This window comes from Frankia sp. RB5 (genome assembly GCF_059816245.1).
The window spans coordinates 1-13,844 of record NZ_JCBATA010000022.1 but is presented as its reverse complement, the minus strand read 5'-3'; the positions used below and the strand labels follow the sequence as shown (position 1 = coordinate 13,844).

The window sequence follows — 13,844 nt, the reverse complement described above, 5'->3', positions numbered from 1 at the left end:
GTCAACACGGTCGATCAACACGGTCGATCAACATGGTCGATCAGCAGGGTCGCGGCCGCCGCCGCCCCGTCGGCGCGGATCGTGCCGGCCAGGGCCATCGCTCGCGCACGGGTCTCGGGGGCCAGCGCCACGTCGAGCGCCGTGGTCAGGGATTCGATCGTCGGCGTGGGACCGTCGTGCGCCGCACCGATACCCAGGTCGGCCACCCGGGCGGCCCAGTAGGGCTGGTCCGCGGCCTGGGGCACCACCACCTGGGGAGCGCCGGCCCGAGCCGCCGCCGTCGTCGTCCCCGCGCCACCGTGGTGCACGACCGCGGCCACCCGGCCGAACAGTGCCTGCTGGTTGACCTCGCCGACGAGGAAACAGTCGTCCCCATCGTCGATCAGGCTCAGGTGCGCCCAGCCGCGCCCGACGAGCACGCGCCTGCCCTGCCCGCGGACAACCGCGATGGCCATCCGCGCGGTATCCGGGCGCACTCCGCGCATGCTGCCGAAACCGACGTAGACCGGCGGTTCGCCAGCATTCAGGAAAGCAGTCAGATCGGCCGGCAGCGGACGCTCGTCCGGCAGGATCCACGCACCGGTGTGCACGACGTCGAGGTCCGCCGTCTCCCGCCAGGGGCCCAGGACCGGGTCCGTCGCCAGCCACGGGTGGTCGGTGAGGAGGAAGGAACGGACGTCGTCCACCGGCGGCAGGCCGACCGAGGCCCGATGGGCGTTGAGCGCCTCGCGATGGAGCCGGTTGAACGACTGCGCGTTCAGATGCCACAGCGCCCGGTTGCCGGCATTCGCCGGCGGCGCCGGCTGGCCCGGCAGCAGGAGCGGCGGCGGCGCCTGATATGGCGACGGCAGCAGAAACGGGCAGAACGTCGCGTACACGTACGGGATGGCGAGCCGCTCGGCCACCGACCGCGAGGCGAAATGCGCCATCCCCGTCGCCAGGAGCGCGTCGCATCCCGCCGCCGCCGCGAGGATCTCGTCGAACAGCGCCGCCAGGTCGGACACCCGCCGGGACGCCTCCGCCGATGACGAGGGCGCCACCATCGAACCCATCGGCGGGCCGATCGGCACCATCGCGACGCCGACATCGGCCAGCCGCCGCGCGAACTCCTCGTCCGGTGGCGCGCACATCCGCACCTGGACGCCGAGTTCCCGCACCCGCACCGCGAGCCCCAGCAGCGGTTCGACGTCCCCCCGCGACCCGTACGTCGACAACAACACGCGCATGTTCGGCTCCCGTTCCTCGGTCCTGCCGTACGCAGGATCCGACTACGGTCCGCCATTCTGCACCGCCATTATGATCTTGACATCATCCACCCGGTGCGCCATATAATGAAGGCAACGAAAGCGTGTTCCGGTTCTTGCCACTCGAATGCGCGGCGTTCACCCTTCGAACTCCGGTCAGGCCATTGGGCCGATCATTTTCTGGGCCCTCGGGTTTGGCAACCGATCAGGGCCGGCCGGCGCCCGGTGCCGGCGAGGGTACGGACACGACCTGGCCGATGGGCGGCAGTTTCAGTGGCTACTCGCTGCTCGGCACCTGGACCGGCCGATCCAACCCGGTCGCCCGCGCCTCGCGCACGCAGCCCCCGCGCCCGCTCCCCTGCCCGCGGGCTGGGGAGCCGGCAGATGGACTGCGTCGTGGCTTCCTCCACCGGTATGTGTGGGTTAATGGCCCCCGCCGAGCCCTCGCGCCGGGTCGAAGACACTGGAGAACGCCTGGTCCTCGTGCGCCACCTGATCGACGTCCGCATAGCGGGCCGCCACGTAGAACCCACCCTGCCGCTGGGAATGCGCCACCGGGCACCCGCGGGCCACCTTCCGCCACGCGTCCGAGTTCCGGGCGAACTCCGGCGCGTGGTGGTCGAAGTCCTCCGGGCGCAACGGGGAATCGGCGGCGGCGTCACTCGTGGTTGTCATCGGGACTCCGCTGGGCCGATCAGGCCGCGAAGGTGAGGAACGTCGGGCAGGCGGTGTTCGACGGGATGTCAGCCGCCGTCACGGGTTGCGCGATGTGTTCCGGGAGCGGCCCGATGCGGTCCCCGATCGACCGCAGGAAGTCCACGTCCAGGTTGTAGACCTTCGCCGCCGTCTCCCCCGCGATCCTGCGGGCCTCGTCCTCGGGAATACCGCTGAAGTTCGACCGCAGCGCGATTTCCGTGAAGGGCCACGTTCCCTCATGGTGCGGGTAGTCCGAACCCCACATAAGGTTGTCGACGCCGATCTCGTGACGGGCCGCGATGTCCTGTCCGGTCAGGAAGCTCCCGATGTAGCAGTTACGCCGGAAGTACTCGCTGGGCAGCAGGTCGTGGTCGGCGATCGCGCGGCCGCCAAAGATCTTCAGCGGCGAGTCCTCCGCGTTCGTGAAGTGGTACCAGTTGTCGAGGGCGGCCAGCGCGGGCACGACCCAGGCCGCGTTCGCCTCGACGATGACGAACTTCAGCCGCGGGTGGCGGTGCAGCACCCCGCCGATGGTGAGCTGCGGCAGGGTCCGCTCGGTGAATGCCTGGACCTCGTAGGTGCCGACCGCCGGACCACCGGGCCCGCTGTCCTCCGTCTCGGGCTCGGCGACCTGCTGGGCGTGCCGGTGCACGGGCATGTCGAGGTCCTCGCAGGCGGACCAGAACGGGTCGAGGCGCCGGCCGAAGATGTTCACCAGCCGCAGGTGGTGGTCGCCCGGAATGATCACGCCAGCCAGCCCGGCGTCCTTCGCCCGGCGCAGCTCCTCGATCGCGGCGTCGACGTCGTTGAGGAAGATCTGCGCGATCCCGGCGCGGCGACCCGGGACGTCCTTGCAGAAGTCGGCGAGCCAGCGGTTGTGGGCCTGCACGCCCGCCCAGCGCAGGCGGTACTCGTCCGCGGTCAGCGGTGCCGGGGCGGTGATGACCCCGGACGGGTAGAACGGCGGAACGGTGTTCGGGAAGATCACCTCCGCGGCGATGCCCTGTTCCTCCAGGTGCTCAAGCCGCTTCGGGCTGTCCCAGTTGTACGGCGACAGGAACGAGGACACGCCGATGCGCACCCCGTCGTCGTGGGCGACGGTCTGCTCCACGTCGTAGTCGACCCAGCCGTCGGCGAACGCGGTAGCCCAGGCGTCGAACTCCTCGTGCAGGTCAGCGGGCAGGTACGGCCGGTAGTCGCGTAACGCGGCGCCGGCATGGGTGTCGGCGGAGACGAGCGTAAAGCGGCGCCCGCCCGTCGAGGATGTGTTCGTCTGTGCCATCGGGGCTCTCCTGATCCACGAAACGAGACAGGCTGAGGGATGTCCGCGACGTGCCGCCCATCCGCTGCCGGACGGCATATCGCAGGTCGGAAAACTCCTCGGAATCAACGCGAATATCAGCGGACACCGAATGTGACCGCTTTCACACATTTGTCGATAAGAAGATAGCCCGCGAGCGCTCGCTGTCAATCCCTTCCACCTTCGCGCACCCGTCCTGACCTCCGGTTCCACCGGCCGCGCCGGGGTGCGGGGGTGCGACGGCGATGGCGGAGCAGCTCAGCGCGGCGGCGCGGTCGACCTTCGACGTCGTCGAACCGCCACCGTCCCACGTACTTCAGCGCGGCCCCGACGATCTACAGCATGCGGTCGACCGAGCTGCTCGTGCTCGACGCCATCCCGAAGGACCCGGTCGGAAAGATCGACAAGGATGCCCTGCGGTCGGGGTACGCCTGCCCAGCAGGTATGAGTTTACTTTCTTATACTCAGCTGCTAGCGTCGGGGCACACGCAGGCGGCTTGCCTGCGTGACCGGAGTCCTCCGGACCTGCCCGGACATCCCCAGCGGCCACCGGGAAACCAGCGACCGGATGACGCAGAAAGCTGGCTGACATGAAGGCATTCGTCGTCGAGAAGTACGGCAAGGACACCGTGCGCGCCGCGGAGGTACCCGAGCCCGCGGTCGGGGACCGCGACGTCCTCGTCCGGGTGCACGCCACGAGCATCAACCCCCTCGACAAGATGGTTCGCAACGGGGAGTTCAAACAGCTCCTGAAGTACAAGACGCCGTTCGTACTGGGACACGACGTGGCCGGCGTCGTCACGAAGGTCGGTCCGGCCGTCCGCGGCATCCACGTCGGCGACGAGATCTACGCCCGTCCGCGCGATCTGCGGATCGGCGGGTTCGCGGAGTACATCGCGATCGACCAGGACGACGTCGCGCCCAAGCCGGAGTCGCTGACCCTCCACGAGGCGGCCGCGGTGCCACTGGTGGCGCTGGCCGCCTGGCAGATTCTCGTCGAGCGGGCGAACGTGCAGCCGGGGCAGAAAGTGCTCATCCACGCGGGCGCCGGCGGTCTCGGCTCGACGGTCATCCAGCTCGCCAAGCACCTCGGGGCTTCGGTGGCCACCACCACGAACACGCGGACGATCGGCCTGGTCCGCAGCCTCGGCGCCGACGTCGTGGTCGACTACACCGAGGAAGACTTCTCGAAGGTGCTGTCCGGCTACGACCTGGCGCTGGACTCCCTGGGCGGGACGAACCTCGAAAAGTCGCTGACCGTGCTGAAGCCCGGCGGCCTCGCCATCGGCGTCGCCGGCCCGCCGGACGCCGGATTCGCCAAGCAGCTCGGCGCCCCGGCGTTCCTGAGCGTGGCCATGAACTTCCTCAGCCGCAAGGTGCGCAGGCAGGCCAAGGCCCTGGGCGTGCGTTACCAGTTCTTCTTCATGCAGGCCAACGGCTCCCAGCTGCGCGAGCTCGGCGCCCTCTACGACCAGGGGGAGCTCCGCCCGGTCATCGACCGGACGTTCCCGTTCTCCGAGACACTCGAGGCGCTGGCCCACGTCGAGCAAGGCCGTACGAAGGCCGGCAAGGTCGTCGTCGCCGTCGTGCCCGAAAACGCCTGACGAGCTTTAGCGTATGAGCGCACTTGCAACGGGGGTAGGTCTGTCCCGAGTGTCGGTGAGGAGGGCACCGCGACAACCCTGGCGACGGCTGCCCGTCCGCCGCGCTGCTGGCGGGCAGCAGGCCGACTGAGTACTAGATACTAAACTCAGGGGCGGTAGGATCACACCATGGATGGACGGACCCCAGCTCCTGAAGGCATCGACGCGGACGCTCGCCTCGATCGGGACACGTCGAACTGTTCGATCGCGCGAACCCTCGAGATCGTGGGGGAAAAGTGGACGATTCTGATCCTGCGCGAGATCTTTTACGGCTCGTCGCGGTTCGGTGAGTTCGAGCGAGTCCTCGGGTGTCCTCGTAACCTGCTCGCGGCGCGGCTCCGCATGCTTGTGGAGGAAGGGATCCTGGCCACCGAGACGTACCAGGTGCCCGGGTCGCGGAGTCGGCCGAAGTACGTGATCACCCCCAGGGGGATGGATCTGATTCCTGCCGTGCTGGGGCTTCTGCAGTGGGGCGACCGTTACCGTGCGGACCCGGAGGGGCCGGCCATGCTGACGCGCCACCACGGGTGTGGTGCGCCGGTCGGCGTCGAGGTCCGCTGTGAAGCGGGGCATGCGGTGGCGGCGGAAGACATCGAGAGTCTTCCCGGACCGACTTTCCGTCTGCGGAAGGCCGGATAAGCCAATCGCCGAGCCGCGCCCTGGAACTTGGATGTTCACGCTGAACAGGCCGGACCGACTCGGGCGCGATCACCGAGGAGTTCATCGGCGGTCTCCATGCTGCCCTCGACCGCGTGGAGGCCGCCGGCGACGTTCGCACCGTTGTCCTTACCGGCGCGGGACGGGGCTTCTGCGCCGGATTCGACCTCCGGGACGGATGGGACGGCGCCGGGCCGGACAGTGCGGAGGACCGCTACCGCGGCCAGCAGCGGCTGGCCTCGTCGCCCGGCCGCGCGGCGCCCCCGTGCCGGTGGTCTCGCCGCCGTCAACGGCCCCGCCGCGGGCGGCGGGCTCGGTCTCGCGCCGGCCGTGGACCTGCGCGCGCCGCCCCCACCGCCCGCTTTCTCGTCGCCAACGTCCGCCTCGGACTGTCCGCGGGGGAGATGGGGATCAGCTATCTCCTCCCCCGGCTGGTCGGCGAGGGCCGCGCGGCCGAGATGATGTACACCGGCCGCGCCGTCGACGCGGCCGAGGCACTCGGCTGGGGCCTGGTGAACCGGCCTCGTCGAGCCGGAGGCCGTCGTCGACGCCGCCCTCGACCTCGCCGGCTACAACCAGGACTTCGATGGCGGGAACCGCAAGTCAGCCGGATGACGATGGTCCGACACCTGATGCTGGCGACGACCCCGGCCCGGAAGGCGAGCTACCAGAGCCCGACGACGGAGACCCAGCACCACCGCCAGGCGATGACGGCGATGGTGAGCCAGGGCCGGATGGGGACGATGACCCACCGGACGATGAGCGGGGTGACCGGCGTGGCGGTCGAAGCGAGCGGCGTAACGCTCTGGAGCTAGTGACGGTCGGGCTGACGGCCATTGCCTTTGAGAGGGACATCCAGGCACTACGTCTACACCTATCCGTCGAAGAAGGCGCTCCGCGCGATCAAGACGAAGGTGAAGGCGATGTGCATGCAGAACGTCAACGAGACGCTGGCCGACCTCGCGCGCCGGCTCAACCCGGTGCTGCGAGGCTGGACAGCCTACTTCCGAGCCGGAGTGTCGAGTGCGACCTTCGAACACCTACGCTCCTACGTGTGGAGTCGGGTGATGCGATAAACACCGGCGAACCAACTGGGAGGAACTGCTACGCCGCTACTGCACGAACCCTCGGGACAGGTGGTGGCCCGCGGACGGCAACGTGACCTTGTTCGACCCGGCGTCGGTCAGCACCACCCGATACCGTTACCGGGCCGTCAAGATCCCGTCGCCGTGGCCCAGCGTCACGTGACAGAACCGGACCGCACAGCGGGGCTTGTGGAGCGCCGGATGCGTTGAAAGGCGCACGTCCGGTGCGGGAGGCGACCCGAGGAGACGGGCTGGGTGCGAGCCCAGCACCGCGCCTCGGGTCGACCTCACCCCGGACTTCTCCAGGCCATTCGGACATCTGGCCCGCCCGCAGAGCCGGCGCCTGCCGCGCGAGGCCAGGCCCGCCTCGGAGAACCTACGAAGCCCCCGGACCAGGTCAGCCCGCCGGCACCGTCAGCCGAGCCGGTGCACGACCACCGGACGCCGCCGCGGACGAACCCCCACGTGGACCGACGGTTGTCCGCCCACCAGGACCTCCTGCACCGAGCCCGCGCCGAAGACGCCCTCCACTGGCAGCACCACCACCGGCCGATCTCCGCCGACACCCTCCGCAAACGCCTCCACATCGGCACCACCACCGCACGCAGCCTCGTCACCCAGCTACGCACCGACACCCACGCCCGCCTCGACACCCCGCACCACGAGCCCGAGCCCCTCCCGACCCCACCATGATGAGAAGGGCGAGGCCGGTCACGAACTGACTGGCCCCGCCACTTCGGCCTGACCGACTTGCTCACCCTCCAGCGGCATGCGCTCCGTGTGTGACATGCGCGCGAGTCACAACTCGCGGTGCTGTCCGGTCATAGCTGGCGTAGCCGGGTGAACGCCCGGCCTCCCGACCGAGACAGAGGTGTGAGACATGAAGATCGCCGTGCTGGGTGGCACCGGGCTCATCGGCTCGCAGGTCGTCAAGATCCTTCAGGCGGAGGGGCACGAGGCGGTGCCGCTGTCGCCGTCGAACGGGGTGGACCTGCTCACCGGCGAGGGCCTCGACACCGGACTCAAGGACGCCGACGTCGTGCTGAACCTGACGAACTCGCCGACCTTCGACGAGGCCTCGGCCGACTTCTTCCGGACGACGATGGAAAATCTGCTGGCGGCCGCGCAGCGCGAGGGCGTCGGCCACGCCGTGATCCTGTCGATCGTCGGCGTGGACCAGGTGCCGGACCTCGCTTACTACCGCGCCAAAGCGCTGCAAGAGGAGATCCTGAAGGCGGGCCCGGTGCCGTACTCGATCATCCGCGCCACCCAGTTCTTCGAGTTCGCCGACGCGATCCTGTCCTGGACCGCCGACGGAGACACGGTACGGCTGCCCGGCACGCCGGTGCAGCCGATGGCGTCGGCCGACGTCGCAAAGGCGGTGGCCGAGGTCGCCGTGGGCGCGCCGCTGCAGGGCACCCGGAACGTGGCCGGCCCCGAGGTCTTCACGCTCGACGAGTGGGGCCGGGCCGCGCTGGCTGCCAAGGGCGACAAGCGCACGGTCGTCGTCGACCCGGCCGCCGGCATGTTCGGCGCGGTGCCTGGTGATGTCCTGATCGCCCCGGAGGGCGCAGTCCTCGCGAAGACCTCCTACCGCGACTGGCTGACCCGCTAGTCACCGAGATCGGCGGTCAGCGCCTCGTCGAGGTGCTGGCCGCCGATCACTTTCAGGACTTCTAGTTTCTCGTGGCTCTCGCTGCCTGGTTGTGCGGTGTAGACGACCAGTTGCTGCGACTGGTCCGGGTCGATCAGCCGCTGGCAGTGCAGGTCGATCGGCCCGACCTGCGGGTGCACGAGCTGTACCGGGCCGCAGTAGCGGCTCGCCACAGGATGCCCACGCCAGAGCCCGGCGAACTCCGGGCTTTCCTCGAGCAACGCGCCGACCAGCGCGCCCGCCCGGGAATCCTTGCCGTCGCGGATGTACGACCCGTGCAGGTCCGCAACGATGAGCGGCCCCTCCGCGGGCCGGAGAAGCCGCGTCGTCGGGTCGGTGAACCAGCGATAGTGCAGGCTGCGCGCGAGACCCTGGTGGACGTTCTCGTCGCCGATCAGGGCGACGGACAGCGGGGTCTGCAGCAAGGTCTCGCCGAGCGGGCTCACCACCTGCGCCGCGGCATCTCGCAGACCGTCGAAGATGCGCATCATCCCCGGGTTGACGTGGTCGTCTGTGGAGCGGCGCGGGGTGGCGTACCCGGCGAGCCGGAAGAGATGGTCACGCTCCTCCATGGACAGGCGCAGCCCGCGGGCGAGCGCACCGAGGATCTGCTCGGAGGGATGGGGACCGCGCGGCTGTTCGAGGCGGCTGTAGTAGTCGATCGACATGTCGGACAGCACGGCCACCTCCTCGCGGCGCAGGCCGTGGGTGCGCCTGCGCCGCCCGCGGGGCAGGCCGACGTCCTCCGGTTGCAGGGCTTCACGACGGGTACGCAGGTATTCGGCCAGCCGGGCGCGGTCCATGCTCACACCGCCGCGAACTCGACGGCGGCGAGACGTTGCGAGACGTCCCACAGCCTGGTGGCCGCGGCCTCGTCGCGTGCCGGGCGGTAGATCTCCAGCTCGGCCGGACCGCCGGTGAACTGACCGAAGCCGTCCGGACCGTAGAAGTGGCCGCCCTCGGCGTCCGGACTGGTGGCCGCGTACAGGGCCGGGAGCAGGCCCCGGTCGACGCCCTGGACCAGGACGCCCCAGCGGGCCAGGCGCTTCATCGCGGCCTCGATCGGCGAGGATTTCTCCCGGCCCAGGTTGGGTCCGGCGGCGTACAGGCCGGTCAGGGTGGTGCCGGGGTGTGCGGCGTTGCTGACGATCCCCCAGCCCCCGGCCCGGGAGCGCCGGTCGAGTTCGAGTGCGAACAGCAGGTTCGCCAGCTTCGACTGGTTGTAGGCGCGGATCGGCGCGTACGCCTGGTCGCTCTGCAGGTCTTCCCAGTTGAGCTTGGCGTGCCGGGCCGCGCTGCTGGTCATCGTGGTCACCCGGGCGTGGCCGGCGTTCAGCAGCGGCAGCAGCCAGCCGGTGAGCGCGAAGTGCCCGATGTGGTTGGTCCCGAACTGCAGTTCCAGGCCGTCGGCGGTGGTGTGTCGCGTGGCAGGCGTCATCAGCCCGGCGTTGTTGATCAGAATGTGGATCGGCCGGCCCTCGGCGTTCAGGGTGTCGCCCAGGGCCTCCACCGACTTCAGCGAGGCCAGGTCGAGTTCGCGCAGCGACACGTCCGCACCGGGTGCTTCGGCGCGGATGTGGCTCAGTGCGGCCTTGCCCTTGGCCTCATCGCGGACCGGCAGGAGAACCTTGGCGCCGGCCGCGGCCAGGCGGGTCGCCAGACCCAGTCCAAGGCCGCTGCTTGCTCCGGTCACCACGGCGAGTCGTCCGGTCAGATCAATGGTGTTCTGCATGGTTACCTTCTTCATGCCTCAACGCTGACGCCACTCGGCGTCCGGAACCATGTCCTGTCAGTACAAGGCTCAGCCGCGGTGCCAGCCCCGCAGCTTGGCGGGATTCAGCACGGCCCAGAGGGTCGTGGCCCGATCCTCGTGGCAGGCGACGGTGATCACGGCCACGGCCGTGCCGGCCCGGCGAACAAGCAGGGCAGCGCGCCCGTTGACGCTCTCGACGGTCAGGTCGGCTCCGGGCAGCAGGGCCTGGATCAGCCGGGCGATCTGGGCTGCTCCGTGCACGGGTCGGAGCGGGGCGGGCACGTGGCCACCGCTGTCGCACACGGCGACGGCGTCCGGGTCGAGGACGGCCTCGATCGCGACGCCGTCGCCCGCTCGGCAGGCCGCGGCGAGCCGGCGTACGGCGTCGTCATGAACGCGGGGCATCGCCTGCCGTGACAATGTCCACCCGGGCATCCGCCGTTTCGGCGGGCTCGGGCATGCGGGGGGTGGCACCGGCCAGGAATGCCTCCCGGGGGTGCTGCACCGAGGCAGCGAGACGATGTCCCGGCCGAACGGCACAGCGGTCGCCCAGACCGCGAGCACTCGGACTTTCCGCTCCCAGGTTGGCACCGCGAGCGCGTGGTAGCCGCGGTGCATCAGCCAGGCCGGGAAGCCCTTGATGACCAGGCGGTGGAACTGGAAGATGCCGAGGCCGAGGCCGAGCGTGGCCACCACGCCGAGGCTGTGGTGCACGTACGGTCGGGGCTCCCGCCCGCGCAGCGTGGCGATCAGCTTTCGGGCCAGCAGCTTGCCCTGGCGCACCGCGTGCTGGGCGTTGGGCACCGTCGAGACGCCGGGCCGCTCCGCGGCAAGGTCGGGGATGGCGGCGTCGTCGCCGGCGCCCCACGCCTCCGGCACCGGCGCGCCTTCGGTGCCGACCCGCAGGTCGGGCCGGACCAGCAGCATCCCGCGGCCGTCGATGGGCAGATCGGTGTGGTTGTGCACCATCGGGTTCGCGGCGTTACCGACCGTCCAGACGATCAGCTCGGAGTCGAACTCCTCGCCGGTGGACAGCACCACGTGACTGCCGCTCGCCGAGAGCAGGTGCGCGTTCAAATGGACGTGCGCGCCGCGCTTGGTCAGCGAGCGCACCACCCACTCGCCCGGCTTGTCGCTCACCTCAGGCAGGATCCGGTCGCGCGCCTCCACCAGGTGGAAGCTCAGCTCGTCCGAGCTCAGCTCGGGGTAGCGCCGCACCAATGGCCTTCGCCAGCGCCAGCAGTTCCCCGAAGCCCTCGACGCCGGCATACCCGCCGCCAACGATCAGGATCGTCCGCACCTTCGTCCCCTGTCTCTCGCCATCACGATTACAGACAGGGCAGGCACCTATTCTGTGACATCGGCCATGGCGGCGACCTTCTCCGGATTCAACATCCACAGCAGCTGCTCGATGCCCGCCTCGGAGGCGACGATCGTGACCATTCCGAGGAGCGTGTCACCGCGACGCATGATGGCGCTCGTCTGCCCGTTCGTGGTGACCCATCGCAGCTCCACGCCATCCCAGAACCAAGTGGAGAACGCCGCGATGTACTTCGCCACCCGGGCCGCGCCGGACACCACCTTGCGGGAAACCTGCCGGGCGCCGTTGCCGTCGGAGATGCTCGCCACGTCGGCCGCGAACAGCTTTTCCAGCGCCTCGAGATCACCCGCGCGGGCGGCCTCAAGGAAGGTGGCCAGCAGCTGGCGCTGCGCGGTCTCGGGCACCGGTATCTTCCGCTCGCCGGTGACGTGTTTGCGGGCCCGGCTGACCAGTTGCCGTACGGCCGGCTCGGTGGACTGCAGGATGCCGGCGATCTGCGGGTACGGGTAGTCGAACGCCTGCCGCAACACGTACGCCGCGCGCTCCTGCGGGGTGAGTTTCTCCATCAGCATCAGGACCGCCAACTCGAGCGCCTCCCCACGCTCGGCCCCCAGGAACGGATCCGCACTGGTGTCGACCGGCTCCGGCAGCCACGGCCCGATGTACGTCTCGCGCCGCACCCGCGCCGACTGCAGCTCGTTGATGGCCAGCCGGGTCGTGGTCGTCGCCAGGAACGCGCCCGGACTCTTCACCACGCTGCGGTCGGTCGCCTGCCAGCGCAGCCAGACGTCCTGCACCAGGTCCTCCGCCTCGCTGGCGCTACCGAGCATCCGGTACGCGATCCCGAACAGGCGTGGCCGCACGCCCATGAAGATAGCCGCCGCCTCATCGAGATCCCCCACCACGGCCCCCCAAGGTCGTTTCGCGACTCAAGGCTAGCCGCCCGGCCCAGATTCGGAACCTGCCCGTCCCAGCTCTCGACGGCACGCCACGACCGAGCGAAGGGCATATGACCAAGCACGTCACAGAACAGGCGGCACCCAGAGAACGCCGATACGACCAGCGAACTCTCCCATTCCCGTACGAGTTCGACGTCGACACTGCCCGTTAGGTGCTCGAAACATCCACGCCGCAACTATCGACACGCCGACGCGAACGAGATATGGATCACCGCCTGGCCGTCGCGGCTCATCGCCTGAGCACCGGTATGTACTCGAATGTCGGGCCGGCTGTTGTGCCTTCGCCGTCGGACATCTCCATCAGGGCCTGTGCCTTGGCCTTGAGCGCGTACATGGTGCCGGTTGCGGCGCCGAGCATGCTGGGGCTGCCGTTGAGCGCCTGCTCCAACTGATTCAGCAGAGCGCAGTAGGTGTGGTTGAAGTCTTCCTGGGCGGCCCAGATCGGACTACCTGGAGCGTGATCTTCCAGAAGCGGGTTGGGTCGCATCGGGTGAACGCCGCCGAGGTCAACCGAGAAAGCCTCGCCAGTGGGCCCGGATCGCGGGGTGTCACCGCGCCGGTATCGCCGGCGCAGCTTGAGTTCCTGGAACCGGTAGTAATGCGCGACCTCGTCCCGTCGGGGTGGAAGATGTCCTGGTCGCCGTCCCAGACCTCGCCTCGTGCCGTGCCTTCGCCCTGCTCGACGATCTCCTCCAACGCCGCCAACGCCGAGGCGAGATCGTTGACCGCGGTCAGTCGCCCGCCACTGTGGTGGAACGGGCCCGCGGTGACCTGGCGAGCCGGGTCACCGCGGAAGACTTCCCGCTCGCCGAGGTCAGCGCACAGATCGCGCATCCCATTCTCGATCGCGCTGTAGAACTGCCCGATCGTTTCATAGCTGTCGCCCTCGGCTGGAGCACCAGGCGTGCCGGCCGTTCGAGCCGGAGAAACATCTCGATTGCTTCCGCCCCGAACGGAACCAGCGACAGCTGCAGAGAGCGGTCGCCGTGGGGCAGGCGCCTGGGAGATGGCCAGGCAGCATCTCTGGCGTGTCCAGCCGAGGGCGCCCACCGACGGCGTTGAGCAGGTTCGCAGCCAACGCCCGCGCCGTGGCAGGTCCAGCTCGCTGCGGGCGAGCTGGCCGACGCCTACGGAGTCGGCTGGCTCGCCCGCGCCGCGCTGATCAACCACGGGAACGGCGACGACGCCGGCCGCCAGACGGCGCTCAGCACCCTGCGGCCGGCCCCCGAAACCGGCGACCCCGACCGAAGCGACCAGTGCGGCGGCTGGCCCCCGCCCTGGCCTTCCGCCCCGGCCAGCAGACGATCTCCGGGATGTTTGCCCGGCATGGGTCGGCATTTGGGCGCAGAGCTATCGTGGTGGCACGCAGCGCATCGGAGCGCCGCATCTCGGAGGTTGAGGCACGTCAGACATCCCATGTTTTTGAATGTCAAGCGGCGACATCGAGTGTGACGTTTTGTGGCCAGGCGGTTGCCTCGCTGTAGGCGGTCTGGGTCTTGAGGCAGCCGTGGAGGATGCCGACGAGCCGGTTG

At 69.5% G+C, this 13,844-nt stretch carries 14 protein-coding genes and 2 pseudogenes; 7 read left to right on the top strand and 9 right to left on the bottom strand.

The genetic code is table 11. The features are described 5' to 3' along the window. Nucleotides 1-14: 14 nt before the first annotated feature. The 3 genes from AC6EXY_RS13835 to AC6EXY_RS13825 form a co-directional block, all read right to left on the bottom strand. A complete protein-coding gene (locus tag AC6EXY_RS13835; RefSeq protein ID WP_101833821.1) occupies nucleotides 15-1,226 on the bottom strand; it encodes a glycosyltransferase in 1,212 nt (403 codons plus the stop codon). A 441-nt stretch (nucleotides 1,227-1,667) separates the two neighbouring features. Next, nucleotides 1,668-1,919, bottom strand: a complete 252-nt coding sequence (locus AC6EXY_RS13830) for a hypothetical protein (protein ID WP_101833819.1) — start codon at nucleotides 1,917-1,919, stop codon at nucleotides 1,668-1,670. A 19-nt stretch (nucleotides 1,920-1,938) separates the two neighbouring features. After that, nucleotides 1,939-3,222, bottom strand: a complete 1,284-nt coding sequence (locus AC6EXY_RS13825; RefSeq protein WP_165818575.1) for an amidohydrolase family protein — start codon at nucleotides 3,220-3,222, stop codon at nucleotides 1,939-1,941. 608 nt (nucleotides 3,223-3,830) lie between these two features. Between AC6EXY_RS13825 and AC6EXY_RS13820 the strand changes: the two genes are divergently transcribed. From AC6EXY_RS13820 to AC6EXY_RS13790, 7 genes and pseudogenes are all read left to right on the top strand, one after another. Next, a complete protein-coding gene (locus tag AC6EXY_RS13820) occupies nucleotides 3,831-4,844 on the top strand; it encodes an NADP-dependent oxidoreductase (protein WP_101833815.1) in 1,014 nt (337 codons plus the stop codon). Nucleotides 4,845-5,012: 168 nt separating this feature from the next. Then, nucleotides 5,013-5,522, top strand: a complete 510-nt coding sequence (locus AC6EXY_RS13815) for a winged helix-turn-helix transcriptional regulator (RefSeq protein WP_101833813.1) — start codon at nucleotides 5,013-5,015, stop codon at nucleotides 5,520-5,522. Between the two features lie 113 nt (nucleotides 5,523-5,635). Continuing rightward, nucleotides 5,636-6,049, top strand: a pseudogene (locus tag AC6EXY_RS13810) (enoyl-CoA hydratase/isomerase family protein); the annotation flags it as partial. Between the two features lie 102 nt (nucleotides 6,050-6,151). Further along, nucleotides 6,152-6,355: a hypothetical protein gene (locus AC6EXY_RS13805; RefSeq protein ID WP_499817431.1), complete on the top strand. Its 204-nt coding sequence runs from the start codon at nucleotides 6,152-6,154 to the stop codon at nucleotides 6,353-6,355. Between the two features lie 27 nt (nucleotides 6,356-6,382). Next, nucleotides 6,383-6,616: a group II intron maturase-specific domain-containing protein gene (locus AC6EXY_RS13800; RefSeq protein ID WP_243407922.1), complete on the top strand. Its 234-nt coding sequence runs from the start codon at nucleotides 6,383-6,385 to the stop codon at nucleotides 6,614-6,616. Nucleotides 6,617-7,090: 474 nt separating this feature from the next. Then, nucleotides 7,091-7,318, top strand: a complete 228-nt coding sequence (locus AC6EXY_RS13795) for a hypothetical protein (protein ID WP_243407921.1) — start codon at nucleotides 7,091-7,093, stop codon at nucleotides 7,316-7,318. 187 nt (nucleotides 7,319-7,505) lie between these two features. Beyond that, nucleotides 7,506-8,240: an SDR family oxidoreductase gene (locus AC6EXY_RS13790; RefSeq protein WP_101833809.1), complete on the top strand. Its 735-nt coding sequence runs from the start codon at nucleotides 7,506-7,508 to the stop codon at nucleotides 8,238-8,240. On the opposite strand, the gene AC6EXY_RS13785 is transcribed toward AC6EXY_RS13790, so the two are convergent. The 6 genes and pseudogenes from AC6EXY_RS13785 to AC6EXY_RS13760 all read right to left on the bottom strand — a co-directional run. Then, nucleotides 8,237-9,082: a helix-turn-helix transcriptional regulator gene (locus AC6EXY_RS13785; protein WP_101833808.1), complete on the bottom strand. Its 846-nt coding sequence runs from the start codon at nucleotides 9,080-9,082 to the stop codon at nucleotides 8,237-8,239. The two genes, AC6EXY_RS13790 and AC6EXY_RS13785, sit on opposite strands and share 4 nt — an antisense overlap. A gap of 2 nt (nucleotides 9,083-9,084) precedes the next feature. Continuing rightward, nucleotides 9,085-10,026 (bottom strand): SDR family oxidoreductase, encoded by a 942-nt coding sequence (locus tag AC6EXY_RS13780; RefSeq protein WP_341477266.1) that lies wholly within the window; start codon nucleotides 10,024-10,026, stop codon nucleotides 9,085-9,087. Between the two features lie 54 nt (nucleotides 10,027-10,080). Next, nucleotides 10,081-11,250: an FAD-dependent oxidoreductase gene (locus AC6EXY_RS13775; RefSeq protein ID WP_243407920.1), complete on the bottom strand. Its 1,170-nt coding sequence runs from the start codon at nucleotides 11,248-11,250 to the stop codon at nucleotides 10,081-10,083. Between the two features lie 129 nt (nucleotides 11,251-11,379). Beyond that, nucleotides 11,380-12,258 (bottom strand): sigma-70 family RNA polymerase sigma factor, encoded by an 879-nt coding sequence (locus tag AC6EXY_RS13770; protein ID WP_243407919.1) that lies wholly within the window; start codon nucleotides 12,256-12,258, stop codon nucleotides 11,380-11,382. Between the two features lie 283 nt (nucleotides 12,259-12,541). Further along, nucleotides 12,542-12,799 carry a hypothetical protein gene (locus AC6EXY_RS13765; protein WP_207770486.1) on the bottom strand — a complete coding sequence of 86 codons (258 nt, stop codon included), beginning with the start codon at nucleotides 12,797-12,799 and terminating at the stop codon, nucleotides 12,542-12,544. Next, nucleotides 12,706-13,316, bottom strand: a pseudogene (locus tag AC6EXY_RS13760) (ferritin-like domain-containing protein); the annotation flags it as partial. The pseudogene AC6EXY_RS13760 and the gene AC6EXY_RS13765, both read right to left, overlap by 94 nt. Nucleotides 13,317-13,844: the final 528 nt, after the last annotated feature.

Excerpts from the sequence above, each read along its gene's own strand:
- AC6EXY_RS13835 (WP_101833821.1), bottom strand. The coding sequence starts at position 1,226 with ATGCGCGTGTTGTTGTCGACGTACGGGTCGCGGGGGGACGTCGAACCG.
- AC6EXY_RS13830 (WP_101833819.1), bottom strand. The coding sequence starts at position 1,919 with ATGACAACCACGAGTGACGCCGCCGCCGATTCCCCGTTGCGCCCGGAG.
- AC6EXY_RS13825 (WP_165818575.1), bottom strand. The coding sequence starts at position 3,222 with ATGGCACAGACGAACACATCCTCGACGGGCGGGCGCCGCTTTACGCTC.
- AC6EXY_RS13820 (WP_101833815.1), top strand. The coding sequence starts at position 3,831 with ATGAAGGCATTCGTCGTCGAGAAGTACGGCAAGGACACCGTGCGCGCC.
- AC6EXY_RS13815 (WP_101833813.1), top strand. The coding sequence starts at position 5,013 with ATGGATGGACGGACCCCAGCTCCTGAAGGCATCGACGCGGACGCTCGC.
- AC6EXY_RS13805 (WP_499817431.1), top strand. The coding sequence starts at position 6,152 with ATGACGATGGTCCGACACCTGATGCTGGCGACGACCCCGGCCCGGAAG.
- AC6EXY_RS13790 (WP_101833809.1), top strand. The coding sequence starts at position 7,506 with ATGAAGATCGCCGTGCTGGGTGGCACCGGGCTCATCGGCTCGCAGGTC.
- AC6EXY_RS13785 (WP_101833808.1), bottom strand. The coding sequence starts at position 9,082 with ATGGACCGCGCCCGGCTGGCCGAATACCTGCGTACCCGTCGTGAAGCC.
- AC6EXY_RS13780 (WP_341477266.1), bottom strand. The coding sequence starts at position 10,026 with ATGAAGAAGGTAACCATGCAGAACACCATTGATCTGACCGGACGACTC.
- AC6EXY_RS13765 (WP_207770486.1), bottom strand. The coding sequence starts at position 12,799 with ATGCGACCCAACCCGCTTCTGGAAGATCACGCTCCAGGTAGTCCGATC.